24 protein-coding genes are annotated in these 26,708 nt (G+C 73.1%); 14 read left to right on the top strand and 10 right to left on the bottom strand.

Going from position 1 to position 26,708, the window contains the following annotated elements; translation table 11 throughout:
- Positions 1–16 precede the first annotated feature (16 nt).
- From OEB99_RS12770 to OEB99_RS12760, 3 genes are read left to right on the top strand one after another with little or no spacing between them, the layout of a single operon-like run.
- Positions 17–2,377, top strand: coding sequence for an ATP-binding protein (locus OEB99_RS12770; RefSeq protein WP_263577660.1), 2,361 nt, complete (start codon positions 17–19; stop codon positions 2,375–2,377).
- A 59-nt stretch (positions 2,378–2,436) separates the two neighbouring features.
- Positions 2,437–3,258 carry a class I SAM-dependent methyltransferase gene (locus OEB99_RS12765; protein ID WP_263577659.1) on the top strand — a complete coding sequence of 274 codons (822 nt, stop codon included), beginning with the start codon at positions 2,437–2,439 and terminating at the stop codon, positions 3,256–3,258.
- The gene (locus OEB99_RS12760; RefSeq protein WP_263577658.1) at positions 3,255–3,860 is read left to right on the top strand and encodes a carboxymuconolactone decarboxylase family protein; all 606 of its coding nucleotides are present in this window, start codon (positions 3,255–3,257) and stop codon (positions 3,858–3,860) included. The genes OEB99_RS12765 and OEB99_RS12760 overlap by 4 nt, the downstream gene beginning before the upstream one ends.
- Positions 3,861–3,966: 106 nt before the next feature.
- Here the strand turns inward: OEB99_RS12760 and OEB99_RS12755 are convergent, their stop codons facing one another.
- The 5 genes from OEB99_RS12755 to OEB99_RS12735 form a co-directional block, all read right to left on the bottom strand.
- Positions 3,967–4,332, bottom strand: coding sequence for a DsrE family protein (locus OEB99_RS12755; protein WP_263577657.1), 366 nt, complete (start codon positions 4,330–4,332; stop codon positions 3,967–3,969).
- A 208-nt stretch (positions 4,333–4,540) separates the two neighbouring features.
- Entirely contained in the window at positions 4,541–5,026 is a 486-nt protein-coding gene (locus OEB99_RS12750) for a hypothetical protein (protein WP_263577656.1), read from the bottom strand.
- Positions 5,023–8,364, bottom strand: coding sequence for an eCIS core domain-containing protein (locus OEB99_RS12745; protein ID WP_263577655.1), 3,342 nt, complete (start codon positions 8,362–8,364; stop codon positions 5,023–5,025). The genes OEB99_RS12750 and OEB99_RS12745 overlap by 4 nt, the downstream gene beginning before the upstream one ends.
- A gap of 90 nt (positions 8,365–8,454) precedes the next feature.
- Complete coding sequence (locus tag OEB99_RS12740; protein ID WP_263577654.1) at positions 8,455–10,386, bottom strand: AAA family ATPase; 1,932 nt, start codon at positions 10,384–10,386, stop codon at positions 8,455–8,457.
- Between the two features lie 87 nt (positions 10,387–10,473).
- Positions 10,474–10,845 (bottom strand): VOC family protein, encoded by a 372-nt coding sequence (locus OEB99_RS12735; protein WP_263577653.1) that lies wholly within the window; start codon positions 10,843–10,845, stop codon positions 10,474–10,476.
- 105 nt (positions 10,846–10,950) lie between these two features.
- On the opposite strand from OEB99_RS12735, the gene OEB99_RS12730 reads away from it, so the two are divergent.
- Positions 10,951–12,360 carry an MFS transporter gene (locus OEB99_RS12730; protein WP_263577652.1) on the top strand — a complete coding sequence of 470 codons (1,410 nt, stop codon included), beginning with the start codon at positions 10,951–10,953 and terminating at the stop codon, positions 12,358–12,360.
- A gap of 57 nt (positions 12,361–12,417) precedes the next feature.
- Here the strand turns inward: OEB99_RS12730 and OEB99_RS12725 are convergent, their stop codons facing one another.
- On the bottom strand, positions 12,418–13,092 hold the full coding sequence (locus tag OEB99_RS12725) for an SDR family NAD(P)-dependent oxidoreductase (protein WP_263577651.1): 675 nt from the start codon (positions 13,090–13,092) through the stop codon (positions 12,418–12,420).
- 28 nt (positions 13,093–13,120) lie between these two features.
- Positions 13,121–13,963 carry a hypothetical protein gene (locus OEB99_RS12720; protein WP_263577650.1) on the bottom strand — a complete coding sequence of 281 codons (843 nt, stop codon included), beginning with the start codon at positions 13,961–13,963 and terminating at the stop codon, positions 13,121–13,123.
- Between the two features lie 223 nt (positions 13,964–14,186).
- Here OEB99_RS12720 and OEB99_RS12715 point away from each other — a divergent pair, with 223 nt between their 5' ends.
- The 5 genes from OEB99_RS12715 (at position 14,187) to OEB99_RS12695 (ending at position 18,080) form a co-directional block, all read left to right on the top strand.
- Positions 14,187–14,672, top strand: a complete 486-nt coding sequence (locus OEB99_RS12715) for a hypothetical protein (RefSeq protein ID WP_263577649.1) — start codon at positions 14,187–14,189, stop codon at positions 14,670–14,672.
- Positions 14,673–15,068: 396 nt separating this feature from the next.
- On the top strand, positions 15,069–15,641 hold the full coding sequence (locus OEB99_RS12710) for a papain-like cysteine protease family protein (protein WP_263577648.1): 573 nt from the start codon (positions 15,069–15,071) through the stop codon (positions 15,639–15,641).
- A gap of 28 nt (positions 15,642–15,669) precedes the next feature.
- A complete protein-coding gene (locus OEB99_RS12705; RefSeq protein ID WP_263577647.1) occupies positions 15,670–16,488 on the top strand; it encodes a hypothetical protein in 819 nt (272 codons plus the stop codon).
- 175 nt (positions 16,489–16,663) lie between these two features.
- Entirely contained in the window at positions 16,664–16,960 is a 297-nt protein-coding gene (locus OEB99_RS12700; protein WP_263577646.1) for a hypothetical protein, read from the top strand.
- Positions 16,961–17,009: 49 nt separating this feature from the next.
- Complete coding sequence (locus tag OEB99_RS12695; protein ID WP_263577645.1) at positions 17,010–18,080, top strand: alcohol dehydrogenase catalytic domain-containing protein; 1,071 nt, start codon at positions 17,010–17,012, stop codon at positions 18,078–18,080.
- A 57-nt stretch (positions 18,081–18,137) separates the two neighbouring features.
- Here OEB99_RS12695 and OEB99_RS12690 read toward each other — a convergent pair whose 3' ends face one another.
- The 3 genes from OEB99_RS12690 to OEB99_RS12680 all read right to left on the bottom strand — a co-directional run bounded on the left by OEB99_RS12690 (position 18,138) and on the right by OEB99_RS12680 (position 20,418).
- Positions 18,138–18,887, bottom strand: coding sequence for a class I SAM-dependent methyltransferase (locus OEB99_RS12690; RefSeq protein WP_263577644.1), 750 nt, complete (start codon positions 18,885–18,887; stop codon positions 18,138–18,140).
- A 9-nt stretch (positions 18,888–18,896) separates the two neighbouring features.
- The gene (locus OEB99_RS12685) at positions 18,897–19,655 is read right to left on the bottom strand and encodes an SDR family oxidoreductase (protein WP_263577643.1); all 759 of its coding nucleotides are present in this window, start codon (positions 19,653–19,655) and stop codon (positions 18,897–18,899) included.
- 169 nt (positions 19,656–19,824) lie between these two features.
- The gene (locus tag OEB99_RS12680; RefSeq protein WP_263577642.1) at positions 19,825–20,418 is read right to left on the bottom strand and encodes a TetR/AcrR family transcriptional regulator; all 594 of its coding nucleotides are present in this window, start codon (positions 20,416–20,418) and stop codon (positions 19,825–19,827) included.
- A gap of 198 nt (positions 20,419–20,616) precedes the next feature.
- Here OEB99_RS12680 and OEB99_RS12675 point away from each other — a divergent pair, with 198 nt between their 5' ends.
- From OEB99_RS12675 to OEB99_RS12655, 5 genes are all read left to right on the top strand, one after another.
- Entirely contained in the window at positions 20,617–22,425 is a 1,809-nt protein-coding gene (locus OEB99_RS12675; protein WP_263577641.1) for a sulfatase family protein, read from the top strand.
- A gap of 54 nt (positions 22,426–22,479) precedes the next feature.
- Positions 22,480–23,874, top strand: a complete 1,395-nt coding sequence (locus OEB99_RS12670; RefSeq protein WP_263577640.1) for an MFS transporter — start codon at positions 22,480–22,482, stop codon at positions 23,872–23,874.
- A gap of 154 nt (positions 23,875–24,028) precedes the next feature.
- Complete coding sequence (locus tag OEB99_RS12665) at positions 24,029–24,442, top strand: YidH family protein (protein WP_263577879.1); 414 nt, start codon at positions 24,029–24,031, stop codon at positions 24,440–24,442.
- Positions 24,439–24,774, top strand: a complete 336-nt coding sequence (locus OEB99_RS12660) for a DUF202 domain-containing protein (protein ID WP_263577639.1) — start codon at positions 24,439–24,441, stop codon at positions 24,772–24,774. Before OEB99_RS12665 ends, OEB99_RS12660 begins: the two co-directional genes overlap by 4 nt.
- A gap of 97 nt (positions 24,775–24,871) precedes the next feature.
- Positions 24,872–26,701, top strand: coding sequence for a glycoside hydrolase family 3 protein (locus OEB99_RS12655; RefSeq protein WP_263577638.1), 1,830 nt, complete (start codon positions 24,872–24,874; stop codon positions 26,699–26,701).
- The last annotated feature ends 7 nt before the right edge of the window (positions 26,702–26,708 follow it).

Below are 26,708 nucleotides of genomic sequence, written 5' to 3'. Positions count from 1 at the left end.
ACCTACACTCCGACGCGTGCGGGGCGTCCACCTGACCCGCCGCGAGCAGGAGACCCTGCATGCCGTGTCGCGGCGCCTGACCAACACCGAGATCGCCGACGAGCTCGGCGTCTCGGTCCGCACCGTGGAGTCGCACATCGCGTCGCTGCGGCGCAAGCTCCTCGTGGAGAGCCGCCGTGAGCTGATCGACGCCGCGCAGGGCTACCTCGGCCGGCCCGTGCCGGCCGCCGTCGACTCGTTCGTCGGGCGCGCCGGCGTGCTGGCGACGACGGGCGATCTGCTGGCCGAGGCGCGGTGGGTGACCGTCACGGGGCCCGCGGGGATCGGCAAGACCCGGGTCGCCCTCGAGCTGGCGCGCCACCGGCCGAGCGTCGTGGTGCCGCTCGAGCACGCCGAGCCGGACGGGGTGCTGCCCGCGCTCGCGGCGGCGCTCGCGGTGGACCGCGCGGTGCCCGCCAGGCTGCTGAGCACCTGCGCCGTGGCGCTCTCCGCGGCGGACCTGCTGCTGGTGCTGGACGACGCCGACCGGGTCGCCACCGAGGCGACCGGCGTGGTGCGGCAGCTGCTCGCCCGGGTCGACCGGCTGCGGGTGCTCGTCACGTCCCGTGCCGCGCTGAGGGGCCCCGGCGAGGTGATCGTCGAGCTCGACGGGTTGTCGGCGGAGCGGCCCGAGGACCCGGCCGTGCGGCTGTTCGTCGAACGGGCCCGCGCGGCGTCCCGCACGGTCGACCTGGCCGACCGCGACCGGGCCGCCGCGGTGTGCCGTCGGCTCGACGGCAACCCGTTGGCGATCGAGCTCGCAGCCGCCCGCACCAGGCACCTCTCGCTCGCCGAGCTCGACGCCCGGCTGGCCGACGGGCTCGCCTCCCTCGGCACCGCGGTGGACGGTGGCGAGCGCCACGCAGCCCTCGGCGCGGCGTTCGCCTGGACGTGGGACCTGCTGACCCCGGACCTGCGTCACGTGCTGGTGCACCTGGCCGCGCTGCCGCGGACCTTCGATCACGACCTGGCGGCTGCGGCCCTGGGCCGGCCGGTCGACCACGAGGTCAGCGAGCTCCTCGACCGCTCCCTGCTCGTGCGTGCGTCCGGCCCCGACGGGGCTGCCAGTCCGGACGCTCCGGCGCGCTACCGCGTGCCTGCTGCGCTGCGCGAGTTCGTCGCAGGCCACGCGCCCGACGGGCTCGCCGGGACGGTCGCGGCCAGGCACGCCCACCACCACGCGGCCGAGGCCGCCGCGATCGCGCGGACCGCGCGCACCGACGACGGTCCGGCGTCACGCGCCCGGGTGCGCACCCTGTGCCCCGAGATCGCCGCGGCGCTGACCTGGGCGGTCCGCTCCGGCGATCCGACCGCCTCCGAGATGGCCGAGGCGGTCGGCGTCGGGATCGAGCAGTACGGCCCCGAGCCGGCGATGACCCGAGCGCTCGCCGAGGCCGCGTCCGACGAGCGGCTGCGCGCCACGTGGTCGCCGAGGGTGCTCGCGGTGGTCGGGCGCGCGCTGGTGTTCACGGACCTGTCGCTGGTCGGGCAGCTCGCCGACCAGACCCGGTCGCTGGTGCCCCCTGAGGCCGCGAACCTGCCCGACGCCGACGCCGACGCCGACGCCGACCCCGACCCCGACGCCGACCGGCTCGCCGCGACCGAGCTCACCGCCCGCTACCTCACCTACCGCCACCGGCCCGCCGAGGCCCTGCCGCTGCTCGAGGAGGCGGCGCGGCTCGCCGCCGCGCTCGGAGACGACTGGGAGCGGGCCGCGGTGCTCCAGCTCACCGGCGCGGCCCTGCTCCGCGCGGACCCGACCGCCGTCGAGCGGGCGGTGGAGGTCTTCGACGAGGCCCGGCGCGCCTACGCGGCAGCGGGTGACGCGATGCACGTCGCGAACGTGCGCTACATGATGGCCGGGGCCGCAGCCGGGTCCGCGGACGAGGACCTGCGCCGACGCGGTGCGGCCTGGGCCGCCCAGGCCCTCGCCTACGGCCAGGAGCGTGGCAACGAGGTGGAGATCGGCCACGCCCTGCTGGTGCGGGCGCAGTCGGTGCTGATCGGACGCGAGGACGACCTGCTCGAGGCCGAGCGGCGCTTCCGGCGGGCGGGGGACCTGCGGTGCTTGAGCCGGAGCCTGGTCGCGCTCGCCCCGCTGCGCCCGGACCAGGCGGAGGGGCTGCTCCGGGAGGCGACCTCGGTCGGTGAGGCGAGCGGTGACGACCAGTGCCACCGGTCGGCGGTGGCCGCGCTCGCCACGTTGCTCTGGGAGGACGGCCGGCGGGACGAGGCGGCGGCCGTGCTGGGCGGTGCGGGGCGCTCGCTCGGGCGGGCGACGTACGCGGGCCTGGTCCCCGCCGGGCTCGAGCTCGAGGTCGCGCCGGAGGGTGCGTGACCCGACTTCCGTGTGTCGCACGGATGTCTGCCCGAGCGCGACACGGTCTGATCGGATCCATGACCGAGACGACGTTGCCCGAGGGCACTCTTCCGCACGACTGGCGCATGGTCGACGAGGGCTGGGGCCGCCGCTCCGCCGAGTTCGCGACCCTGTCCGAGCCCGCCAACTGCCGCGAGTACGTCGCGCTGCACCACGCACTCGACGTCCGGGCCGGTGACCGGTTGCTCGACGTCGCCTGCGGTGCCGGGCTCGCGCTCGAGCTCGCCGCGCTGCGCGGCGCGAGCTGTGCCGGGATCGACGCATCCGCGCGCCTGGTCGAGGTCGCGCAGCTGCGCAGCCCCGACGCGGACCTGCGCGTCGGCGACATGCATGCGTTGCCGTGGGGCGACGCGACGTTCTCCGTGGTGTCGAGCTTCCGCGGCGTGTGGGGGACCACACCCGGCGCGCTGGACGAGACCCGCCGGGTGCTGGTCCCGGGCGGGCGGCTCGGACTGACCGTCTGGGGCCACATCAAGGCCTCGCCGGGTGCGTGGGCGCTCGCGCCGTTCCGGCTCGCCGCCGACCCGCAGGTCCGCAACCAGGCGGCGATGGTCAGCCTCGGCCGGCCCGGGGTCGGCGAGCAGGTGCTCGCCCGGGCCGGCTTCACCGACGTCCGGCGCATCCGCGTGCCCTTCGCCTGGGAGTTCCCCGACCCCGCGACGTACGCGCGGACGCTCGCCTCGACCGGGCCGGCGTACGTTGCGATCCAGCAGGTCGGCGAGGAGCGGTTCCTCGCGGAGGCCGAGCGCACGGCCGTCGAGCACCGGCGCGCCGGGCTGCCGCTGCGCGCGGAGATCGAGGTCACCGGGTTCCTCGCCCGGACGGAAGGAGCGCGATGACCGACGGTGCCGGCTTCCTCGCCCCCGCCGAGCCCGACGACGCGGCCGAGGCGCTGTTCGCCGAGGACCTGGACGAACGCGGGTTCGTGATGAACGTCTCGCGGCTGTGGGCGTACGACGCCCGGGCTCTCGAGCAGATCTTCGGCGTCGCGAGGCGGGTGGCGCGTGACGCCGGTCTGAGCATCCGGCACCGCATGCTCGTCGTGCTGGCGACGTCGGCGGCCCGGGACAGCGCCTACTGCTCGCTGGCGTGGGTCACGAAGCTGCCCGACGAGCTGCCGCCGGCCACCGCGGCCGCGGTGGTCCGCGGCGACGACCGCCCGCGGGGCCTGGACGAGGCCGAGGTCGCGCTGGTGCGGTGGGCCCGAAGTGTCGCGTCCCGCCCCGCGGCGACGACCGCAGCGGACGTCGACGCGCTGCGCACGGCCGGCTGGACCGACGGCCAGGTGTTCGCGATCACGGTGTTCGCGGCGTTGCGGCTCGCGTTCGCCAGCGTCAACGACGCCCTCGGTGCGCTGCCCGACCCGGAGCTCGAGCCGCTCGCACCGCGCGCTCTGAAGCAGGCGCTCGACCACCCGTTCCTGCGGCGCTCGCGGTCCTGATCCCTGCGCCGCTCGCGGTCCTGACCCGACGACGCCCGCGGGCCCGAACGGACGAGGCCCGCCACGCCCGAGGGGTGCGGCGGGCCTCGTCGGTACCAGGCCCGGGTCAGTAGCTGAAGGCCGTCGCGCCCTCGTCCCCGATCCACTGCCACATCGGGATCGTGCCGCCGAGCTCGACCCCGTCGATCAGCTGCTGCCCGGCGAGTCCGCGCGCGCTCACGCAGATCGGGCAGGCCAGCATCGTGCCGCCGGCCGCGTGGTATCGCTCCAGCAGCTCCGGGATCGTGGGGCAGCCCTCGCACGCGGTGCCGATCGCCACGCCCGGCACGGCGAGCCGCACGGCCTCCTTGGTGAGGAACATCAAGGTCTCGCGCCCGGTCTCGGCCGCGCCGACCGCGACCAGCAGGGCCACCGTGACCTTCTCGGTGTCCTCCATGCCCGTGGTCAGCGAGACCACTGCCTTCGTGCTCATGCATCCTCCTCGTCGCGGACCGGGCCGCCGCGGGACCCGCGGCGGAGGGCCCGGCCTCGGTGACGAGCCTCGCGAGCGACGCCGCCCGAGACATCCGTGCGGTGCACGGAGATCTGTCGGCCGGGCAGGCCGGCGGGGCCGGCGCACGCGCGACGGTCACGGGCGAGGCGCGGGCCGACGGCCCGGGTTCGACGGCGAGGTGCGGCGGTCAGCCGTCCAGCTCGGCCGAGAGCGCCTCGACCGGTGCGCGGCGTGCGGCCGCGGCGGCCGTCCGTGGGTCTGCGCCCGCGAGCACGTCGTCGATCGCGTCCCGGTACTGGTCCGCGGCCGCCTCGACCGCGTCGAGCGCGGCGTCGAGCAGTGCGGCGAGCTGGTCCGGGTCCAGCTCGAGCTCGTCGAGGACCACCGCGAACCGGGCCGCCACGGCTGCGGTCGCCAGGTCGACCTCCAGGGCGGCGTCCAGCAGGTCGGCCGTCCCGCGCACCACGAGCTCGCTGACCGCAGCCAGCGACTCGGCGGGCACGAGCACCGGGTGCACCGCGTAGAACGTCACCGCCCGGGCGACCGGCCGGACGACGGCGAGCACCTGGCCGGCGGACGCCGACGACACGTCGATCGTGGACAGGTCCGGGTCGATCTCGAGGCTGCGGCCCGCCTGCACCAACGCCTCGGCGACCTCGTCGAGGAACATCATGGGCCGCCCGCCCCACCGGCGTTCGCCAGGTTGGCGTTGTTCGCGGCGAGTGCCGCAGCCATGATCTTCTCCCGCAGCGCCTCGCGCAGGAAGTCGATCCACTCGGGGGAGTTGCGCCGCGGGGTCCGCTTGAGCTCGGCCTCGAGGGCCTCGACGGTCAGGGACTCGACGAACCGCGCGATCGCCGGCGGGTCGGCCTGGTCGGGGAGCTGGAGGTCGCCGACCGCACAGGCGACGCCGGCCGGGAGCGCCTCGCCGGAGGCGTGCGCGGCGGTCCGCTCCGTGAGCTTGCCGCGCTTCTCGGTCGCGAAGATCATCCTGATCCGCCAGCCCAGGCCCCGGTTGGTCTTGGTGTTGTCGCCGAGCTTCCCGTTCGCGGCCTGGGTGTTGCGCGCCGTGGCGAGCTCGCCGGACTCCTTCCAGGCGCCCTTGGCGTCGCTCAGCTTGTCGGTGACCGGTCCTGCCTTCTTCTTCAGGTCCTCGAACACCGACTGCGGGTCCGCGTTGGTGTCCATGCCCTTGAGCACCACGTCGCGGATCTTCAGCAGGAGGGCGTCGTCGCTGGTCTGCTCGGGTTCGGTGTCGGTGGTCTTCTTCGCCGTCGGGTCGAAGGGCTTCACGGGCTTCGGCTTGATCCGCTTCACGTAGTCGGCGGTGATCGGCTTGCCGTCGATCCGGTAGCTCGACAGGAACAGCAGGGCCGTCGGGTCGCCCGCGGCCGCCTTCAGGATGATGCCGTCGACGGCCATCTTCGGGTGCCGGCGCAGCTCGTCCTCGGCGCCGCCCTCGAGGTGCATCACCGCCGACTCCTTCTCCGCCGTCTTGGCCATGGCGTTGAGCACCTTGCTCGCGATGTAGTGCGCGATCTTGTGCAGGTTGTCGATCACGGCCGTGGCGGCCTTGATCGCCGCCGGGATCCCGAACCCGCCCGCGGAGGCGACCTGGGCGACCGAGGCGCTGAAGTTGAGGATCGTCACGCCCAGCGACCAGCACTTCTGCTCGAGGTGCTTGGTGTAGACCTGCGAGACCTTCATCAGCGGGTAGACCATGACGTTGACCTTGTCGGTCGACCCGGCACGGGCCTCGAACATGGTCAGGTCGGTCTCGCGCTGGCGCATGCCTGCGGCGGCCACCTCGGTGATGCCGCTGACCATCCCGAGCGCCGAGGACGCGATGTCGAGCCCGGGGACCACCGCCTTCACGCCGTCGGCGACGCTGCTGTCGATGAGCTTGGCGAGGTTCGCCGACTCCTTCGCCGCACCGACGAGGCCGTTGAGGCCGGTCGCGCCGGCCTTGGTCGCCCGGAGCGCCTCGTACGGGTCCTTGGAGTCCCAGGACTTCTCGATCGCGTCGACCATCTGGAAGCCGGACGTCACCGCGGACATGAGGCTGGAGAGGATGCCGGTGACCTGGCCGATGCCCTCCTTCGCCTTGGTGGCGTCGGACGTGGGCAGGGTCTGCGGGACGTACTCCCGCTGCCCCGTCGCGATCTGCTTGTCCGCGCGCTTGCCCTGGCGGACGGCCTCGCCGATCCCCTGGTCGACGGCCCCCGGCAGGTAGGTGGTGAACTCCTTCTCCTTGGTGACGCCCTGGGCGTCCCTGAGGTCCTTGTCCTGACCCTTCCCGACGAAGCCGGCGATCCCGCCGCCCACGGCGTTGACCCCGGTCTTGCCGAGATCGAGCTTCTTGCCCACGTCCTCGACCTTCTCGGCCTTCTCGGTGGTGCCGGTACCGCGCCCGGGGAGCTGGGGGCCGATCCGCTGCGTCTCGGGCAGCAGCGCCAGGTTCGCCTCGATCGTCGCGGCGTCCCGAGCCTTCTGCTTGTCGCGGGCCTCGACGCGGTCCTCGGCCTGCTTCCAGGCGGCCATGTCCAGCGGGCTGTCGCGTGGTGGGAAGCCGGCCAGCTCCTTGGGCGACATGCCCTGGCGGACCGCCTCCCACGCGTCGTCCTGGGCGAGCGCCTCCGAGCCGGTGGGGTCCTTCTCCATCAGGTCGTTGCGGTGGGTGACCATCCGCTCGTAGGCCTGCTCGACCGCGGACGGCAGCATCCTCACCTTGAGGGTGGCCTCGTCGACCTCCTTCGCCGAGGCGTCGGCGTCGGCCTCGGCGCGCGCGTGGCGGACCTGGATCACCAGCCGCTCGGCCGCGGTCTCGCGCGGCGGGCGGACGGGGGTGAGCTGGGGGAACTCGGTGTACCAGACCTGGTGGTAGGCGAGCTCGGCGCGTTCTGTGTCGCTGCTGCCGACGTTGTTGGCCGTCATGTCGTCGAAGACGGCCCGCTCGCGCTGGAGCGCCTGCTCGAACTCCGAGTTCAGCGAGGCGGCGCGCTGCTGGGGGCCCGACTGCGCCATCGGCACGTGGCCGGCGGCGTTGACCTTGCCGGCCACGACCTGCTGGGCGTCGTTGGCCGTGTCGTACACGTCCGCGGTGAGCGCGGCCCGGCCGGCCTCGCCCGCCTTGCGGGACTCCTTGAGGCCCTTGAGCTCAGCCTTCTCGGTCGTCTTGCTCTGCTTGACCCGGGCGGCCTTCTGCTTCTCCTGCTGCTTCTGCGCGGCCTTGGCAGCCTTCTTCTGCTGCTTCTCGGCTGCCTTCGCGTCCTTCTTCTGCTGCTTCTGCGCGGTCTTGGCGTCCTTCGCCTGCTGCTTCTGCGCGGCCTTGGCGGCGTTCGCTGCCTGTTCCTGGGGGGTCTTCTTCTTGAACGGCCGGGTCAGCCGACGGATGCTGCCCGGCTCGGCGAGCACGTGCGCGATCTCGTGCGCGAGGACCTGGTCGCCGCCCGGCGTCCCCGGCTCGTACCTGCCCGCGCCGAAGAAGATGTCGCGACCCGTGGTGAACGCCTCGGCGCCCATCGATGCGCTGAGTCGTCCGGCGGCCGGACCGTCGTGCACGCGCACGTGCCCGAGGTTCGCGCCGAACCCGGTCTCCATGCGGCGCCGGACGGCACCGGGCAGCGGTGCTCCGCCGCCGCGGGCCGCCTCGATCCGGCGCGCACCGTCCGCGTCGAGCTCGCCGCCCTCCGGGCCGATGGTCGCCTCAGGCGTCGGCGCGGTCGAGCGGCGCAGGTCACCGATGGACGCGTCGTCGTGCGCGTGGGTGCGCCCCTCCGCGGTCGTGTCCCCGTGCCCGCGGTCGTGCGTGCGGCGCAGTCGCGCGAGGGCCTGGTCCGCCATCCGGTCTGCTGCGTGCTCGGCGGGGTCGTCGGCGTGACCGACGGTGAGCCCGGCGATCGGGACCGGCGAGGCCGGGCCGGCGTCGGTCGGCGCGGGTTCGCCGGACTCGGGCGCCGTCTCGTGCTGCGCGAGCGCAGGGACGGGCACCCTCGTGCGGTGACGGCTCACGACGACCTCCGTGCGTCAGGGCAGGGCCGGGCGTGCTGCCCGCCACCCGACCAGGGTGTCGGGAGCCGGGCGGGTGAGCATCGGTAGCCGCTACCCAGGTTGGTCGCCCGACCAGCGGGCGTCGCCTGCGCGCCGCCCGAGCTTGGTCAGCTCGCGCACGGTCGCCGCGCGCAGGTCGCGCATCCCGACCTGCCGGTGCTCGGCCACCGCGTCGTACGCGGCCGCGAGCACGATGTTCCGGATGTCACCGCCGGCCACGTCCAGCGTCCCGGCGAGGAACGGCACGTCGACCGGGTCGTCCGGGTCGGTGCCGGGCAGCTGGGCGAGGTGGTGCTGCCACAGCAGCCGGCGGGTGGGCTCGTCCGGGTCCGGGAAGTGCACCATGAAGTGCAGGCGCCGGGCGAAGGCCGGGTCGAGGTTGCCGCGCAGGTTGGTCGCGAGCACCGTGATGCCCTCCGACGCCTCCATGCGTTGCAGCAGGTAGGACACCTCCTGGTTCGCGTAGCGGTCCCGCGCGTCGCTCACCGACGAGCGGCTGCCGAACAGTGCGTCCGCCTCGTCGAAGAACAGCACCGCGTTGAGCGCCTCGGCCTGCGTGAAGACCCGTTCGAGGTTCTTCTCGGTCTCCCCGATGTACTTGTCGACGACGCTCGACAGGTCCACCCGGAACAGGTCCAGTCCGAGCGAGTCGGCCACCACGTGGGCCGCGAGCGTCTTGCCGGTGCCGGGGCTGCCGGAGAACAGGGCGGTGATGCCGGTGCCCTTGCCGCCCTTGCCCTGCAGGTCGCCGAGGGCCATCACCTCGTCCCGGTCCCGGGCCCACCCGATCAGGCGCTCCACCTCGCGACGCGTGTGGGTGGGCAGGACGAGGTCGTCGAGGGTCGCCTGGCTGCCGGAGGTGCGCAGCCGAGGGTCGCGAGTGCTGCTGAGGCGCCGTGCGGCCAGGCGCACGTCGTCGGAGGTGGCCGCGCGGCCGGCCCGGACGGCGTCGGCCTCGGCCCGTCGCCCGACCGCGGTGATCTCCTCCGGTGTCATCCGCAGGGTGAGCACGTCGCGGGTCGTCGCGTCGCGGCCCACCACGCGGTGCCACTCGGCGGCGCGCTCGTCCTGGCTGAGCCGGGCGGCGGTGACCTCGGGGGGCAGCTGTGCCGACCATCGCGGGTCCCAGCCGGTCCGGCCGACCGCGACCACCGGTACGGCCGAGTCGAGCTCGCCCAGCTGGTCAGCGGCCAGGTGCGCGCCCGCGAGGACGAGCACGCTCCCGCCGAGCCCGGCCTCGAGCACGAGCGCGCGCACGGTGCGGTGGACCTGCGCCGGGTCGGGCGCGGGGCCGCCGGCCGCCGGCAGGCGTTCGAGGTCCGCCACCAGGCAGGTGACGTCCACGTCGCGGCAGGCCGCGACCGCGAGCGCGGTGCCGGCCGCGCCGACCGGGGAGTGCACCCAGACCAGAGGCTCTCCCGCGGTCAGCGCCGCGGCGACGTCCCGATAGCCGTCGAGGTCGACCGGGTTCGCATCGACCAGGACGCTCGCGACCTCGGGCGCGAGCCGGGGCGAGCCCAGGAGCCGGGCGACCACCCGGTCCGGCAGCCGCAGCCGCCGGGCCAGGAGCACGTCGTCGCCGTCGAGCGCGATCAGCCCCAGGCGGGCCAGCGGCCCGTCCGGTCCGACGCGGTCCCGCGCGGCGGCGTCGACCACCGACGCGCCGGCCAGCTCGAGGGCCAGGGCCACGGTGGGGCGCGCCGGCACGGAGTCGCCGGACAACAGCCCGCACAACAGGTGGGCTGCCGGGTGCAGCTCGGCGAGCAGGGCCGTGAGCAGGACCCGCTCGTCGAGCTGCCCGAGGCCGAAGACCTCGGCGACCGCGCCGAGGTGCTCGACGGCCGGTGCGACGGGGTCGTCGAGCACCAGGACGTCCAGCGCGGCGAGCGCCCGGTCGCGCTCCGACCACGCGCCGCGTCGATCGACGGCGACGCGCAGCGCGAGGAGGACCGCCGACGACTCCGTGGGGGCGGAGATGGTCATGGGCCGTACTCTCGCGCTCCGGTGAGCGGACCGTCGAGGGCGGGGCCGGAATACCGGTAGCGACTACGCAGGGACGGCGCCGCGGCCTCAGGCGGGCCGGCCGACCGACGCCTGGATGTTGAGGATGTTCCCGTCCGGGTCGGTGAACCAGGCGGCACGCCCGTCGCCCATGCTCGCGACGCCGTCGTTCCACTCGATCCCTTCCATCTCGAACTCGTCGAAGCTCACCCCGCGCGAGCGCAGGTCGGCGGCCTCGGAGTCGAAGGCGGCGTCGGGGATCTCGAACGAGATCGCGGTGGAGCGGCTGGTCCCGGCGAACTCGGACGCGTACACCAGGAAGCTCGTGCTGCCGGCGGTGTAGAGGACGCCGCCGGGCGAGTCACCGACCGGCTTGAACCCCAGGACGTCCTCGTAGTACTTGCGTGCCGCATCCAGGTCCTTGACCGCCAGAGTTGCCATGGCGTCGTGATCCGCGAGCATCACTGCCTCCTCTGCGGCCGGACGGCCATCGCCCGGCCGGTTTTGTCACGGTACGCTCCGTGTGATCTACGTCACAAGGCTGGGATGGCCGTGAGCGAGCTCGTCTACCGGTCGAGCGCGGGGCGGTGGGTGATCGCCGTCACCGTGCTGGGGTCTGCGCTGGGCTTCCTGGACGCGACCGTGGTCAACGTCGCGCTGCCGGCGATCGGGGAGGACCTCGGCGCGCGGACCGCCGGCCTGCAGTGGGTGCTCACCGGCTACCTGCTGACCCTGTCGTCGTTCATCCTGGTCGGCGGCGCCTACGCGGACCGGTTCGGCCGCCGACGGGTGTTCATGATCGGGACCGCGTGGTTCACGCTCGCGTCGGTCGGGTGCGCGCTCGCGCCGACGGTGCCGGTGCTGGTCGCGGCCCGGCTCCTGCAGGGGGTCGGGGCGGCGCTGGTCACCCCGGGCAGCCTGGCGATCATCGAGTCCTCGTTCCGGCGCAGCGACCGCTCGCGGGCGATCGGGGCGTGGGCCGGGTTGTCCGGTGTCGGTGCGGCGGCCGGGCCCCTCGTGGGTGGCGTGCTGGTCGACGCGGGGTCCTGGCGCTGGGTGTTCGCGCTCAACGTGCCGATCGGAGCCGCGGTCCTGCTGGTCGCGGCCCGGCACGTGCCGGAGTCACGTGATCCCGACGCGGCGTCCGGGCTGGACGTGCCGGGCGCGCTGCTCACCGTCGTCGGACTCGGCGGGCTGACCTACGCGGTGATCGCGGCGGGCGCCGGGCAGACCGCGGTCGCCCTCGCCGCGGGCGCGGCGGCGGTGGTCGCGCTCGGCGCCTTCGTGGTCCGCGAGCACCGCGCGGCCAGCCCGATGCTGCCGATGGCGTTGTTCCGGGTGCGGCGGTTCACCGCCGCGAACCTCATCACGTTCGCGGTCTACGGCGCGCTCGGCGGCGTGATGTTCCTGCTCGTCGTCTACCTGCAGGTCGTGCTCGGCTGCTCGGCGCTCGTGGCCGGGGCGCTGACGGTGCCGGTCACGCTCGCCGTGCTGGTGCTCTCGCCGACGATGGGCACGGTCTCCGAGCGGTGGGGCCCGCGCCTGCCGTTGGTGGTCGGCCCGTCACTGGTCGCGGCCGGCACGCTGCTGCTGTCCCGGCTGACGCCGCAGAGCTCGCCGGCCGGCGGCGTCCTCCCGGGCGTCCTGGTGTTCGGGCTCGGGCTCGGCGTCACCGTCACGCCGGTGACGTCGACGGCGCTGGCGTCGGTGTCGGAGCGCCACTCGGGCGTGGCGTCCGGGATCAACAACGCGACCGCGCGCCTCGCCTCGCTGCTCGTGGTCGCGGCGCTGCCCGGGGCGGCCGGGCTGGGTGGCGACGGCCTGGAGGACCCGGTGGCCCTCGCGGCGGGGTTCGGCACCGCGATGGTGCTCGCGGCCGTCCTGGCGGCGGCCGGCGCGGTGCTGGCCGCCGTCAGGATCGGTCCCGAACCACGGCAGGTCGAGCAGGCCGGGTAGCCGGCCCGCTCGCGCCCGGCTCGGCGCCGCCTCCGCGCGTCCCTCGGCAGCCGGGCGCTACTCGCGCCCCTCCTCCAGGGGGATCAGCATCGTGCGGAACGGGCCGGGCGCTGACTGGATCTCCCAGATGCGCTGCGCGACGTCATCGATGCCGTTCTCGAGCTGGAGCTTGGGGATGCCGCCCGGGATCACCAGCTGGACCACCCGGACGCCCTCGTCGGCGAGGGTGTCGTGCAACATCTCGCCGTACGCGCTCTCGGCGGGGAAGGCGACCGACGTGCCCGCGAAGCCGTGCCGGGCCTTCACCGACGTGCCGCCGTTGATCAGGATGATCGAGCCGTCGCCGGCGGCCCGCATCGCGGGGAGCACCGTCCGCACCGCGTGGATCAGCCCCAGGGCCGAGAAGCGCAGGGCCTCGAGCGCCAGCTCGGGCGTGAGGTCGAGCACGGGCTTGAGGTAGTCACGCGACGGCAGCGGGCTGTACTGCAGCGCCGTGATCGGGCCGAGCTCGTCCGCCGCGCGTGCGAGCGCGGCCTCGAGCGAGGCAGGGTCGCGCACGTCGGCCGCGAAGCCCCGGGCGGTCACGCCGCCGTCCTGGAGCTGCGCCGCGAGGCCGTCGAGCTTCGCCTGGTCCCGGGAGATCAGCGCGATCGAGAAGCCCTCGGCTCCGAACCGGCGGGCGACCGCCGCTCCGAGACCCGGGCCTGCACCGATGATCGCGATGGTGGACATTCCGTTCCCTTCCGTGGTTCGGGTGTGACTACGGCAGCGCGTACTCGAAGACGATCGCCGGCATCGCGTGGCCCGCGACCGGACCGCCGTTGTCCTCGTACCAGGTGGGGTTCGGGGTGCCGGTGGTCGGTTCGCCGTCGAAGACGCGCAGGTTGATCGGGGTGCCGTCGCCCATGATCCAGTAGCTGTAGTGGTGCGTCGCGGTGTACGGGCCCCAGTCGACGAACTGGTCGTCGACCTGGGTCTCGAGGTTCAGCGAGTTGAACGCGGGGCCGTCGGCCCAGGTCGTCCAGCCGTCGTCGGAGATGTAGCTCGCGTCGGCCTGGCGCACCGTGCCGTTGAACCAGGCGCCCTGCACCTGGATCCAGTAGATGTGGTCCGGCTGCGTGACGAACGCCGTCGTGTTGCCCGAGGCGAGGCTCAGCAGGTCCGTCCCGGCCGGGTCGTCCACGACGTACCAGGCGTTGCTGACCGGGAAGTCCTGACCGTGGCACACCGCGGCGAGGAACTCGCCGAGCGGGATGCCGAGCTGCGCGGCGTACGTGGGGCCGGTCTCCGCGAAGTCGGCGAGCGCGCCGGGCAGGCAGTCCTCGTGCACGATCGTGTGCTGCACCCAGGAGATGCACTGGCCCTGGTTGCGGAAGTCGATGCCGGTGTACTCCGCCCAGCCGCCGTGCCGGCAGTCCGCCGTCGTGGTCGGGAAGGCCGACGTGGCCGCGGCCGCGGGCGGGGCGGGTGCGGCGCCGGCCGGGCCCGCGAGGCCGAGCGCGAGGGCCCCGAGCATCAGGCCGATCGCCGAGAGTGTCGTTCCCCGCCGGGTGAGGCTCCGTCGCCTCCTGGCCGGGGCTTGCTGGTCGCGCACGAGTCTCATCGCGTGCCCCTTTCGACCTTTGCCAACGTACTCGCGGGCCGGGTGCCCGGGCGGGGGTTCGGAGCTCGCGGTGTGCAAGGTTCCGACGGTTGCCGACACGAGAGAGCCGGGAGCCTCGAGTGCGGTGGGAACCGGCGTCCGGGGACGCCCATGCTGAGGGCACCGCGGTCGGAGGGTGAGCAGGTGCCGGCGGTGCGAACCGACCAATGGTGAGAAGAGACCGATGGTGAGACGGATCCGGGTCGTGGGGCTCGTCGCGCTTCCCGTCACCCTGGTCGTCGCCGCGACAGCGGGCTGCGCCGCACTGGGGACGCAGGGCGCGACGTGCGTCGACTGGGTCATGTACGAGAGTCCCGCTGACGCCGAGGCGGATGCCGGACTGGTGGTGCGCACCACGGGGCCCGCCGCGTCGACCGGGACCGTCGCGCTCTTCGGCGTCGCCGCAGAGGTCCACTCCGTCGACGTCGTCGACGTGCTCAAGGGTTCCGAGGTGACGGCCGGAGACTCGCTCGAGGTCGTCTCAGCGCCCGAGACCTGCACGGGCGAGGGCCCCTACCCCGACGGTGACCCGCTGGACGCCGCGGGTCCGCTGATCCTCGTCCTCCACTGGGACGCCGACGCGGCGGCGTGGCGCACGATCACGCCCTACCAGGGGGTCGTCCCGCCTGCCGACGACGGCACGCTGCCCGAGCAGTGGCCGGCCGGCTGACTGCCGGGCAGCCCGGATCGGCTTCCGCGGTCGCCTGAGCTCGACGCTCGACGCTCGACGCTCGACGCTCGACGCTCGACCTTCGGGTGTCCGGAGGCGCCGCTCAGCCGCGGCCGGCCGCGAGCTCGACCAGGATCCGTGCACCGATGCGGCGGCCGGAGTCGTTCCGAGCTCGGGACGTCGGCCTGCCCGCATCTCGACGTCGACCGTGCCCCCTGGGCGGACGGGTGGACGCGTGCGCCGCGGCCACCCGGGCCGAAGGTCTTGGATCAGCTTCAACTGTGACGCGTGTCACAGCGGTGCGTGACCGTTATCGAAGGGAGGCCTTCCTCGCCGCGTAGGTCGCTGAAAGACTCTCGTTCGCGTTGGGCAGGACATCACGTCAAAGGGGGCCCCGTGCGAGTCTTCGCGCGAAGGAACAGGTACCGGTTCGGTGCGGCGCTATCGATCGCCTTGATGCTCGGTGGCGCAGGAACAACCGTCGCCCAAGCTACCTATCGCACCAACTACGCGACTGCGTACGTGCAGGAGAAGACGAACTGGTGCTGGGTCGCTTCGAGCAAGACGGTCATCTCGTGGGTCGGCGCGACCAACTCGAGCCAGTGCCAGCTGTACAAGTGGGGAAAGGGCGTGTCCAGCTGCGCCGGCAATGAGCCGGGGTCCTTCACGACGGATGTGTCGCGCCTACTCGCCAAGGCTGGGGTCAGCAACATCGGGTATGTCACCGGTCCGCTGTCGTTCGCGTCCGTGCGCAGTGAGATCGACGTCAACCGGGTGCTGCTGATGAGGTGGGCATGGGATGGCCAGACCGTTGGCCACCAGCTGACCATCTACGGCTACAACACGGACGGCACGCGGATCGCATACATCAACCCCGCCGACGGCTACCACACCTGGGCTTCATATTCGTGGATGCTCGACGGATCGAATCACACCTGGACGCACACTCGATACTCGATCCACGACTGAAGGGCCCGAAGGGATGATTCAAACGACGATGATGCGCGTCTTGACGGGCTGCGCGGCGGCGGTGGTCCTTGTCGTTGCCGGATCGGGTTCGGCATCGGCTGCCGAGAATGATCCGCCGATTCCCGCGGACGTCGCGGCATACTACGAGAGCCAGGCGCTCGTCGATCTCGCGGAAGTGAGCGCGGAGCGCGTGGTGAGGACCTCTGAAGCGGTGGGTGAACGCGACGCGACCGCGGCGGCTTCGAGCGTCGGCGTGATTCACGCCGTGCACGCATTCTCGGAAGGCTTCGGTCGAGGCGAGGCCGGGGCCGCGCCGACAGAGCCTGATGGCGAGTGGATCGCGGCCCTGAAGGACGGCGACGAGGTCATCGGCACGTTCCGCGTGTGGAAGCCGGCCGGTGGGCCGGCGGAGATGGCGGCGTACGACGACAACGTGGAGCTCGGCCTCATCCTCGAGCAGACCGGATACCGGGTCGTGGTCGAGGATGGCGGGTCGGGAGAGCTCTTCGCGATCGACGGTGACGTCGTCGTCTCGCTCAACCAGCCCGCGAAGGTCGAGTTCGGGAACTCCCAGAGGATCTCGAACTTCCGCGCAGCCTATGCCAGGAGGGCCGCGCGCGGTCGAGCGGCGGCGTCCTCGATGGATGCCCCGGTCGGCTGGGCTCTGGTCGGTGCGGAGCCCAGGATCTCCACGTGGTACCTGGATCCCGTTCTGATGGGCGGGGCCGGACTCGGCGTGTGCGGGGCGGCGTTCGGCGCGTTCCTTCTGATCTCCGGCCGTCGGCGCCTCGCGGTCGGGGTCGACGCGGGTGACGCGAGTGACCCGCCCCTGGTCGAGTCCGCCTAGTCAGCCGGGAGGACATGTGAGCGTGAAAGCAGCAAGGATCCTGATCATCGGCCAGGCCCTGGCTCTGGCCGCAGGCGCTCTGGCCGGGTGCTCTCAGTCGGAGTCGGGTTTCGGGGTTCCCAGACAACCCTCGGCGAGCGCTGTGCCGGGAGACCGAGAGAGCATCAGCGGAACAGTGCGCATCGACGCGAACGGGTGTGTCGACATCGAGCTCGGAAGCGGCGAGCCTCGCTGGGTGGTGTGGCCGGCCGCGTCTCAGGCCGGTGCAGCAGATGACGGATCTCAGGTCGTGCTGGACGGCCGGCCACTCGTCGACGGCGACAAGATCCAGGGCACTGGTCTTGTGACGGACGCGACGAGCCTGCCCGGGTGGGGCGACTCGGATGGCGGCTACTTCGGCGAGCTCGGGCGGTATTGCGGGGCGGACTCCAGTGGGGTCGTGGTGTTCGACGAGGTCGCCCTCGCCGGTTGACCGGCCCCTCCGGCAGCGCGGTGCCGGCACGGTGTGCGAGGGTCGGACGATGGACCTGCCCCGCACGATGCACGGCTACGAGCTCACCGGCCACGGCGGACTCGACCGTCTGGTGTGGCACGAGGACCTCCCGGTCCCCGCCCCAGGCCCCGGCGACGTGCTCGTCCGGGTGGTGGCGTCCTCGGTGAACAACACCGACGTCAACACCCGCACCGGCTGGTACTCGCCGAGCGTGCGGTCCGGCACCGATGCGGGTGCCGTGTCCGGCTACGGGGACCTGGGCGACGGCGGGTGGTCGGGTGGCGATCTGCGCTTCCCGCGGATCCAGGGTGCGGACTGCTTCGGCGAGGTCGTCGCGACCGGCGCGGAGGTCCCGGACGCCCGGGTCGGGGAGCGCGTGGTGGTGCGGACGATGCAGTCCGCGCCGGACCTCGGGTCGTGGGCCTGCCGCACGCTCGGGTCGGAGCTCGACGGCGGGTTCGCCCAGTTCACGGCGGTCCCGTCCCGGCACGCGCTCGCCGTGCCCGACGGCACGGGCCTCACCGACGCGGAGTGGGGCGCGCTCGGGTGCTCGTCGAGCACGGCCGAGAACATGCTGCAGCGGGTCGGCCTCGGCGCCGAGCGCGTGCTCGTCACCGGGGCGTCCGGCGGTGTCGGGCTCGCGGCCGTCCAGCTCGCCGCGCTGCGGGGTGCGCACGTCACCGCGATGACCAGCCCGGCGAAGGCCACGGCGCTGCGGGCCGCCGGCGCGGCGGAGACGATCGGCCGCGACGACGCGGTCGAGCCGGCGGCGTTCGACGTCGTCGTCGACCTGGTGGCCGGGCCGCGCTGGGCCGACGTGCTGGCCGGTCTACGGGTGGGCGGTCGGTACGTCGCCTCCGGGGCGATCGCAGGCCCGGTCGTGGAGCTCGACGTGCGCGATCTCTACCTGCGGGACCTCACCCTGATCGGTGCGACGTTCCAGCCGGACGCCGTGCTCCCGGCCGTCCTCGGCTACGTCGCCGAAGGCCGGTTCCGGCCGGTCGTGGCCGCGACCTACCCGCTGCGGGAGCTCCCGGCCGCCCAGCGGACGTTCCTCGCCAAGCAGCACGTCGGCTCGATCGCGATCGCGGTCGGCTGACCGCGGCGGCGGCCCCGCCCCCGGTGCTCGGCGGCCGCGGCGAACCGGCAGGATCCGTCAGGCGGCCGCCGGCTTCCGCCCGATCACGACGTCCAGCTGGTCGCCGCCGAGCGCACGCAGCACGCCGCCGATCCGCTGGTGCTCGCCGGCGATCGGCACCCACGTCACGTCCACCGGGTCGAACCCCGCCTGCTCGAGCATCTGCCGGGCGGCGGTCGCGCTGATCGCCGTGTAGGTACCCGCGACGCCGCGGGCGGTGCGGGACTCGACGCCCTCCGGCAGCTGCTCCGCGGCGAAGCTGATCAGCGCCCGGCCGCCGGGCTGAAGGACCCGGTGGAACTCGGCCAGCGCGGCCGGCTGGTCGGGGAAGAACATGATGGCGTCCATGCAGGTCACGGCGGTGAAGTGACCGTCCGGCCAGGGCAGCGTGGCCGCGTCCCCGACGACGACCTCGGCCGTGCCGGCCTCGAGCCGGTCGGCCAGGCGCTCGCGGGCCAGCGCGACCTTCTCGGGCGTCAGGTCGATGCCGGCGACGTGACCCGCGTCCGCCGCGTGGTTGACCAGGAACTCGCCCCAGCCGCATGCGACGTCGAGCACGTCGTCCCCCGGGCCGGCGTCGAGCGCGTCGGCGAACGCCCGGTACATCGGCCGGTCGCCGAGCGAGTTCAGCCGGCTGCCGAGCCGACCCGGGGCCGCACCCCGGGACATCGCCTCCCGGGCCTGCTCGAACCGGCTCGAACGCGCTGCCCACGCGACCGCGCCGGCGACTGCGGCCAGGCATCCGACGATGACGAGCGTCCGTCGCACGGTGGCCACCTACCGCGCGGTGAACGCGCCGTCGACCACCATGGCGTGCCCGTTGACGAACGAGGCGCGGTCCGAGCACAGCCAGACGGCCGCCTCGGCGATCTCCTCCGGCCGGCCCAGCCGGCCCATCGGGGCGCTCGCGAGCAGCTCGGCGACCGCGTCGGGGTGCGTCTCGACGAGCCGGTCGATCATCGCGGTCTGGATGGGGCCCGGGCACACCGCGTTCACGCGGATGCCCATCGAGGCGTACTCGAGGGCCGCGACCTTCGTGATGCCGGTGACGCCGAACTTCGACGCGCTGTAGGAGGACAGGCCCTCGACGCCGACGATCCCGGCGAACGACGCCGTGTTGACGATCGCCCCGCCACCCCGGAAGAGCATGCGCGGGATCTCGTGCTTCATGCACAGCCACGCGCCCTTGAGGTTGACGTCGATCAACCGGTCCCAGTCCTCTTCCTCGTACTCGGCCGTGAGGGCCATCGGGCCCTCGATGCCCGCGTTGTTGTGCGCGCAGTCGAGCCTGCCGAACGCGCTCATGGTCTTCGCCATCGCCGCCTCGACGTCGGCGGCGTCCGAGACGTCGCACTCGACGAACACGGCGGTCCCGCCGATCTCCTCGACCATCGCGACGGTCTTCTCACCGCCCTCGACGTCGTCGTCCACCACGACGACGCGGGCGCCCTCGCGCGCGAACGCCACGGCGGAAGCCCGCCCGATCCCAGCGGCGGCGCCCGTGACGAGCGCGACCTTGCCTGCCACCAGCCCCATGCCCGTCTCCTTCCGGGACTGTGGCCACGCGGGAGTCGTTCCGGACGTGGGACGAAGCCACGCGGCCGACTCCGACTCACGCTACGCCGCTCGCGCCGCGTGGGAGCGCCGCTCGGGGTCGCGATCGGCGGGGCGCGCGGGACCCCGGGGCGCCGAGGAGGCGGCAGGGTCAGCCGGCGTCGCGCAGGTACGGCCGCAGGAGGTCCAGGAAGCGTTCGACGGACCGGTGCCGGTCGACCGACCCCGGGTTGAGCATCACCTGGGTGCGCAGGCCGTCGGCGAGCCCGATGACCCACTGCGCGATCATCCGGGAGTCGACACCGTCGGGCAGCCGGTCCGGGTCGACCATGGCGTCGATCTCGCGGGTGGCGAGCGCGACGAGGTCCGTGTAGCGGGTGACGAACCAGTCGTGGGCGGGGTGGTCGGCGTTCACGGCCTCCGAGGAGAGCACCGCGAACAGCTGGACCATCGCCGGGTTGCGCTCGCTGAGCTCCAGGTTCCGCGCGAAGCCGGTGAAGAAGTCCAGCCCGGTCGGCATCGCCGCCTCGGTCCGTTCCCGTTCCTGGAGGATCGCGAGCAGCAGGTCGCGCTTCGACGGGAAGTGGTAGAGCAACCCGGCCTGGGACAGGCCCGCCTCCTGGGCGACCTCGGCGATGCTCACGGCGTTCCAGCCGCGCTCGGAGAACAGCCGCGTCGCGACCTCGAGGATGCGGCGTCGGCGCTCGTCGCCGTGGGGGCGCGTCCGACGCTCCGGGTCGCTCATGGCGGATCAGCCTATCTGCGCGCCGGGTCGCGGCGTGGCCTGGGGGCGGGTGGAGGGTCTTGCTAACTAACCGAGTACACGGTAGGTTAGTGCCTGCGTCGACGGAGACGCACCACGCCCACTCGCCGCTTCGGGGCTGAGGCGGGCCCCGGAGCGGCGAGTGCCGCCCGGCGGCGAGACGAATCGAGGAGAGCGCTCATGCGGGCGATCATGGTCATGTTCGACAGCCTGAACCGGCACATGCTGCCGACCTACGGCGCGACCGGGATCCATGCCCCGAACTTCGAGCGCCTCGCCCGCAGGGCCGTCACGTTCGACACGGCCTACGGCGGGAGCATGCCGTGCATGCCGGCACGGCGTGAGCTGCACACCGCGCGGCACAACTTCCTGCACCGGTCCTGGGGCCCGCTGGAGCCGTTCGACGACTCGGTGGTCGCCATGCTCGGCGCCGCGGGCGTGCACACCCATCTCAGCACCGACCACCAGCACTACTGGGAGGACGGCGGCGCGACCTACCACACGCGCTACACGACCTTCGAGCTGTTCCGCGGCCAGGAGGGCGACCCCTGGAAGGGCCAGGTCGCCGACCCCGAGGTCCCCGAGTCGCTCGGCATGGCCGCACAGGTCAAGCCCCGGCTCTGGCGCCAGGACTGGGTCAACCGCGGGTACCTGCGGGCCGAGCGCGACCACCCGCAGACCCGCACCTTCGACGCGGGCCTCGAGTTCCTCGAGACCAACGTTCGCGAGGACGGCTGGTTCCTCCAGATCGAGACGTTCGACCCGCACGAGCCGTTCTTCAGCTACGAGCAGTACCAGCGGCTGTACCCCACCGACTACGACGGTCCGCACTTCGACTGGCCGGACTACGCCAAGGTCACCGAGGACCCGGCCGCGGTCGACCACGCCCGCGCGCAGTACGCCGCGCTGGTCAGCATGTGCGACGCCTCACTGGGCCGGGTGCTCGCCTTCATGGACGAGCACGAGATGTGGGACGACACGCTGCTGATCGTCAACACCGACCACGGCTTCATGCTCGGCGAGCACGGCTGGTGGGGGAAGAACGTCCAGCCCTGGTACGACGAGACGATCCACACCCCGCTGTTCATCTGGAGCCCCGGCGCGGTGAACGCGTCCGGGCAGCGCCGTGACCAGCTGGTCCGCACGATCGACGTCGGGCCGACCCTGCTGGACTGGTTCGGGGTGGGCCGCACGCCCGACATGCAGGGCTGCTCGCTGCTGCCCGTCCTCGCCGAGGACCACGAGGCGCCGGTCGACTACGCGCTGTTCGGCATCTTCGGCGGACACGTCTGCCTCACCGACGGTCGCTACGTGTACATGCGGGCCTCCGCCCAGCCGCAGAACTCGCCGCTGTTCGAGCACACCCTGATGCCGACCCGGATGAACGGGTTCTTCGCGCCGGGCGAGCTCGGCGCCGCGGAGCTGGTCGAGCCGATGCCGTTCACCAAGGGCATGCCGGTGCTGCGGACGCCGGCCCGCTCGTTCGTCACCCCGTACATGTTCGGGTCCCAGCTGTTCGACCTCGAGACCGACCCCGGCCAGCTCCGCCCGCTCGACGACGAGGACCTCGAGCTGACCCTGGCGACCGCGCTGCGCGACGAGCTCGTGGCGCACGACGCGCCGCCGAGCCAGTTCGAGCGGCTCGGCCTGCCCGCCGACGGTCCGCTCGGTGCCGAGCACCTGCTGGTCCGGGCGCAGTGGCCGCAGCTGCAGTCCTCGCTGCAGCCGGCCGCCACGGCCGACGACTTCGGTCCGGCAGGCCGCGTGCTCGACGTGCCGGTGGCCGAGCTGCTCGCCGACCCGGCCGCGCAGCAGGTCCTGGGTCGGATGGCGCCGATGCTCGCCGGCGGACCGATCGCGACCTACCTGCAGGGGCTCACCCTCCTGCAGATCGCGGCCGTGGCCGTCGGCCTGCTGCCACGCCCGCTGCTCGCGGCTCTCGCCGAGCAGCTCTCGGCGGCGGCCGACCGCGAGCACGCGACGGTCTGACCCGCCCCCTCAAGCCCCCAGCACGATCGATAATCCGTACGAAGGAGTACACCCATGACCGAGGACCTGGCCCAGGCGGAGGCGCCGATGGCTACGACGGTCGCAGAACCGGCTCCCGGCGCCGCGGCGTCGGTGCCCCACCCCAAGCGCAACCTCGTCGTGGTCGGCGGGTCGATGGTCGTCGACGGCGGTGAGGGCAGCCTCGCGAACACGCTGTTCCCCGTCATCCAGGCGTCCCTCGGCCTCGCGACGAGCGCCCTCGGCATCCTCGCGGCGTCGGCCCGGCTGGTCGGTGCCGTGGCCGGGCCCACCTGGGTCGCGTTGGCGCGCAAGTTCGGCCGCAAGGGTGTGCTCGCCGTCGCCACGGGCTTCTGGGGTCTGTGGGGCATCGCCGCGGGCTTCTCGCAGAGCTTCGTCCAGCTGGTGATCCTCTACACGATCATGGCCGCGGGCACCGCTGCCTCGCACGCGATCGTCCCGACGGTGATCTCGGACTCGTTCACCGACAAGGCACGCGGACGCGTGGTCGGCATGCTGTACGGCTTCGTCGGGCTCGCCGCGAGCGTCCTCGCGCCGTTGATCGGTCAGCTCGCCAACATCGAGAACGGCTGGCGGTACGGCTTCTTCATCTTCGGCGCGGTGAACATGCTGTTCGGCCTGCTGATCGTGCTCTTCTACCAGGACCCGGGGGAGGGCAGTGCCGAGGCGCAGCTCGGCTCCTTCACCCAGGAGCAGCGCGACGCCACCGAGCAGTCCGTGACGTTCGCCAAGGCCGCGAGCCTGCTGCGGATCCGGTCCTACGCGATCATGCTGGTCAGCCGGCTGCTCTCGAGCCACCTGCTGCTCGCGGCGTTCGGCGTCGTGCTGCTGGTGCAGGAGTTCGGCTTCGACACCGCGCTGGCCGCGACGATCATGGCGCCGTTCGGCGTCGGCTTCCTGGCCGGCACGCTGGTCGGCGGCTGGGCCGGTGACGCCCTGAACCGGTGGAGCATCAACTACGGCCGGGTCGGCTTCCTGCAGGTCGCGCAGATCCTGTTCGCCGTGGTCGCGTTCTTCGCCACGCAGTTCAGCTACGGGTCGATCGCGCCGTACCTGGCGCTGTTCGGCCTGGTGGGCCTGACCCAGGGCCTGAACCCGGGGGTGAACCGCCCGCTCGTGATGGCCGTGGTGCCTCCGGAGCTGCGCGGCGCCGCGTTCGCGATCTTCGTGTCGATCGCCGAGTCCATCGGCTTCGCCGCGTATGCGCTGCTCGGCGGCTTCCTGGCCGACGCGTTCGGGCTCCAGCAGGTCATGCTCTGGCTCGCGGTCGGCCTGATGCTGGTCAACGGGGTCTTCCTGACGGCGCTCTACCGTCCGTACGCCCGTGACCGGGCCCGCCTGCAGAGCGAGCTCGACGCTCGTCGCGACGCGATCCTGCAGCGCTCGGCCGGGACCGAGCCGGCCGCGTAGCACGGTCCGCACACGCCCCCTACCGCAGAAGGGACCGGTACGGGGCGTGCGCGCCGGTCCGGCGTGGAACGGGCCGGTGCCGAGCGCCCGGGTCCGCAGGTGCCCGGGCGCGCGCCGGACCCCATGACACATGAGGAGGATGACCGTGGCCGAGGTGCAGAGCTGGCCGGGCCGCCGGTTCGTGGCCGCCCCTGAGCCGGCCCCGTCGCGCTTCCCGCGCAGTGTGTTCGACCACGGCGAGGAACCGGACCCGCGGCTGACGCTGGCGAACGAGCGCACGTTCCTGGCATGGGTCCGCACCGCGCTCGCACTGATCGCCGGCGGGGTCGCGCTCGCGGCGCTGGAGGTCCCGCTGCACCCGGGCGCGCGCCTCGCGGCGTCGCTGGTGCTCACCGGCCTCGGGCTGCTCGTTCCCCTCGCGGCGTGGCGGCACTGGGCCCGCGTCGAGCGGGCGATGCGACTCGGTCTGCCGCTGCCCTCGCCGAGGCTCGCCCCGCCGCTCGCCGTCGGGGTGCTGCTGGTCGCCGTCCTGGTCGTGGCCGGGGTCGTGCTCCGGGCCGGCGGATGAGGTTCGACCCGGGTCTTCAGCCCGAGCGGACCGCGCTGGCCTGGAACCGGACCGCGCTGTCGATCGTCGTGGGCGGGCTGGTCGCGTTGCGCGTGCTGCCCGCGCTGGTCGGCGCGGTCGGCCTGGTCCTGGCGGTCTTCGTGGTCGTCGCCGGGGCGGGGCTCGGGCTCCTGGCGCACGTGCGGTCCCGCCGCACCACGGGCCGCCTCGTCGCCGGCGCGGGCGCGCTGCCCGACGGGCGGCTGCCCGCCGTCGTCGCGACGGTGGCGACCGGCATCGCGGTGATCGCTGTCGGCGTGGTCGCCGCCGCGGTCATCGCCGGCCGCCCCTGAGCCGGCCCGACCGTCCCTTGCCGGCCCAAAAAGTGCATGGCATACTCTTTTCACGTCGGGACAGCCCGGCGCCTCAACGGAGAGATGAAAGAAAGACATGACCGTCGACGTCACCGCAGCCCCCTTCTCGCTCGACCCCACCCAGGCCGACTGGGTCCGTCGCACGCGTGAGGCCATGACCCTCGAGGAGAAGGTCGGCCAGATCTTCTGCGTCAGCGCCTTCACGTTCTCCGCGCGGACCATCAAGCACCTGACCGGTGACCTCAAGGTCGGCGGCTGGATGTTCCGGCCGATGCCGGGCGCGAAGGTGCAGAAGAACGCCCGCAAGCTCCAGGCGGCGAGCGACGTGCCGCTCCTGCTGGCGGCGAACCTCGAGTCCGGTGGCAACGGCGCGGCGTCGGACGGGACGTCCTACGCGATGCCCGGCGGTGTGGCCGCCACGGCCGACCCCGAGGCCGGCTACCGGCTCGGGAAGATCTCCTGCCGCGAGGGCGCGGCGGTCGGCATCAACTGGGCGTTCGCGCCGATCGTCGACGTCGACCTCAACCACCGCAACCCGATCACGAACGTGCGCAGCTTCGGCAGCGACCCGGACCTGGTGACCCGGATGGCGCAGGGCTACCTGCTCGCCTCGCGCGAGGAGGGCGTGGCCGCCACGATCAAGCACTTCCCCGGGGACGGCGTCGACGAGCGAGACCAGCACCTGCTGGTCTCGGTGAACACGCTCAGCGCCGACCGGTGGTGGGCCACCTCCGGTGCCGTCTACCGCCGCCTGATCGACGACGGCGCGATGTCGGTGATGGTCGGGCACATCGCCCAGCCGGCCGTGGCCCGGCAGGTCGACCCCACGATCAGCGACGACGACGCGCTGCTGCCCGGCTCGCTCTCGAAGACCCTGGTCAGCGGGCTGCTGCGGGACAAGCTCGGGTTCAACGGCCTGGTCGTCACGGACTCGACGCTCATGGTGGGCTTCATGCAGACCATGCCGCGGCGCGAGGCCCTGCCCCTGGCGATCGAGCGCGGCTGCGACATGATCCTGTTCAACCGGAACATCGACGAGGACTACGGCTACGTGCTCGACGGCGTCCGCACCGGGCTGCTGTCCGCCGAGCGCCTGGACGACGCGGTGACCCGCGTCCTCGCCCTCAAGGCCGCGCTGCGCCTGCCGGAGAAGCAGGCCGCCGGCACGCTGGTGCCGGGCGCCGACGCGCTCGCGTCGGTCGGCACCGCGGGAGCCCACGAATGGGCCGTGCAGTGCGCCGACCGTGCGGTCACCCTGGTCAAGGACCGCGGCGACATCCTGCCGCTCAACCCGGCGAAGCGCCGCCGCGTGTACCTCAACGTGATCGAGAACTACGCGCAGAACGGCTCGCCGTTCGCGCGGGACATCAAGCGCCGCCTGGAGCTCGAGGGCTTCGAGGTGACCCTCCGCAAGCGCAAGCTCGACTTCAACCCCGAGCAGGTGCTGCGCGGCATCCCGAGCCCGACGGTGATCCGGGTGATCCGCGAGATCACCGCGACCACCGGCGCCTTCGTCTCGAAGTACGACATGACGATGATCGTGCTGAACATGGAGACGGTCTCGAACGCCACCGTGGTGCGCGTCGACTGGAAGGTGATGTTCGGGCTCGGCAACGACATCCCCTGGTACGCGGGCGAGATGCCGCTCGTGGTGGTGAGCACCGCGAACCCGTACCACCTGCTCGACATCCCGATGGCGCACGTCTACGTCAACGCGTACACGAACAACGAGGTCACCCTCGACGCGGTCTTCGACAAGCTCATGGGGCGCAGCCCGTTCACCGGCGTCTCGCCGTCCGACCCGTTCTGCGGTCACGAGGACTGCGCGGTGAACCGGCCGGCGAGCGCGGTGGGCCTGGCGACGCCCCGGGCCGGCGCCCCGGCCCGGCCGGGCGTGCGCGCCTAGACTGGCG

The organism is Actinotalea endophytica, assembly GCF_025717005.1.
Taxonomy (GTDB): domain Bacteria; phylum Actinomycetota; class Actinomycetes; order Actinomycetales; family Cellulomonadaceae; genus Actinotalea.
This window is presented reverse-complemented; position numbering and strand designations above follow the sequence as displayed.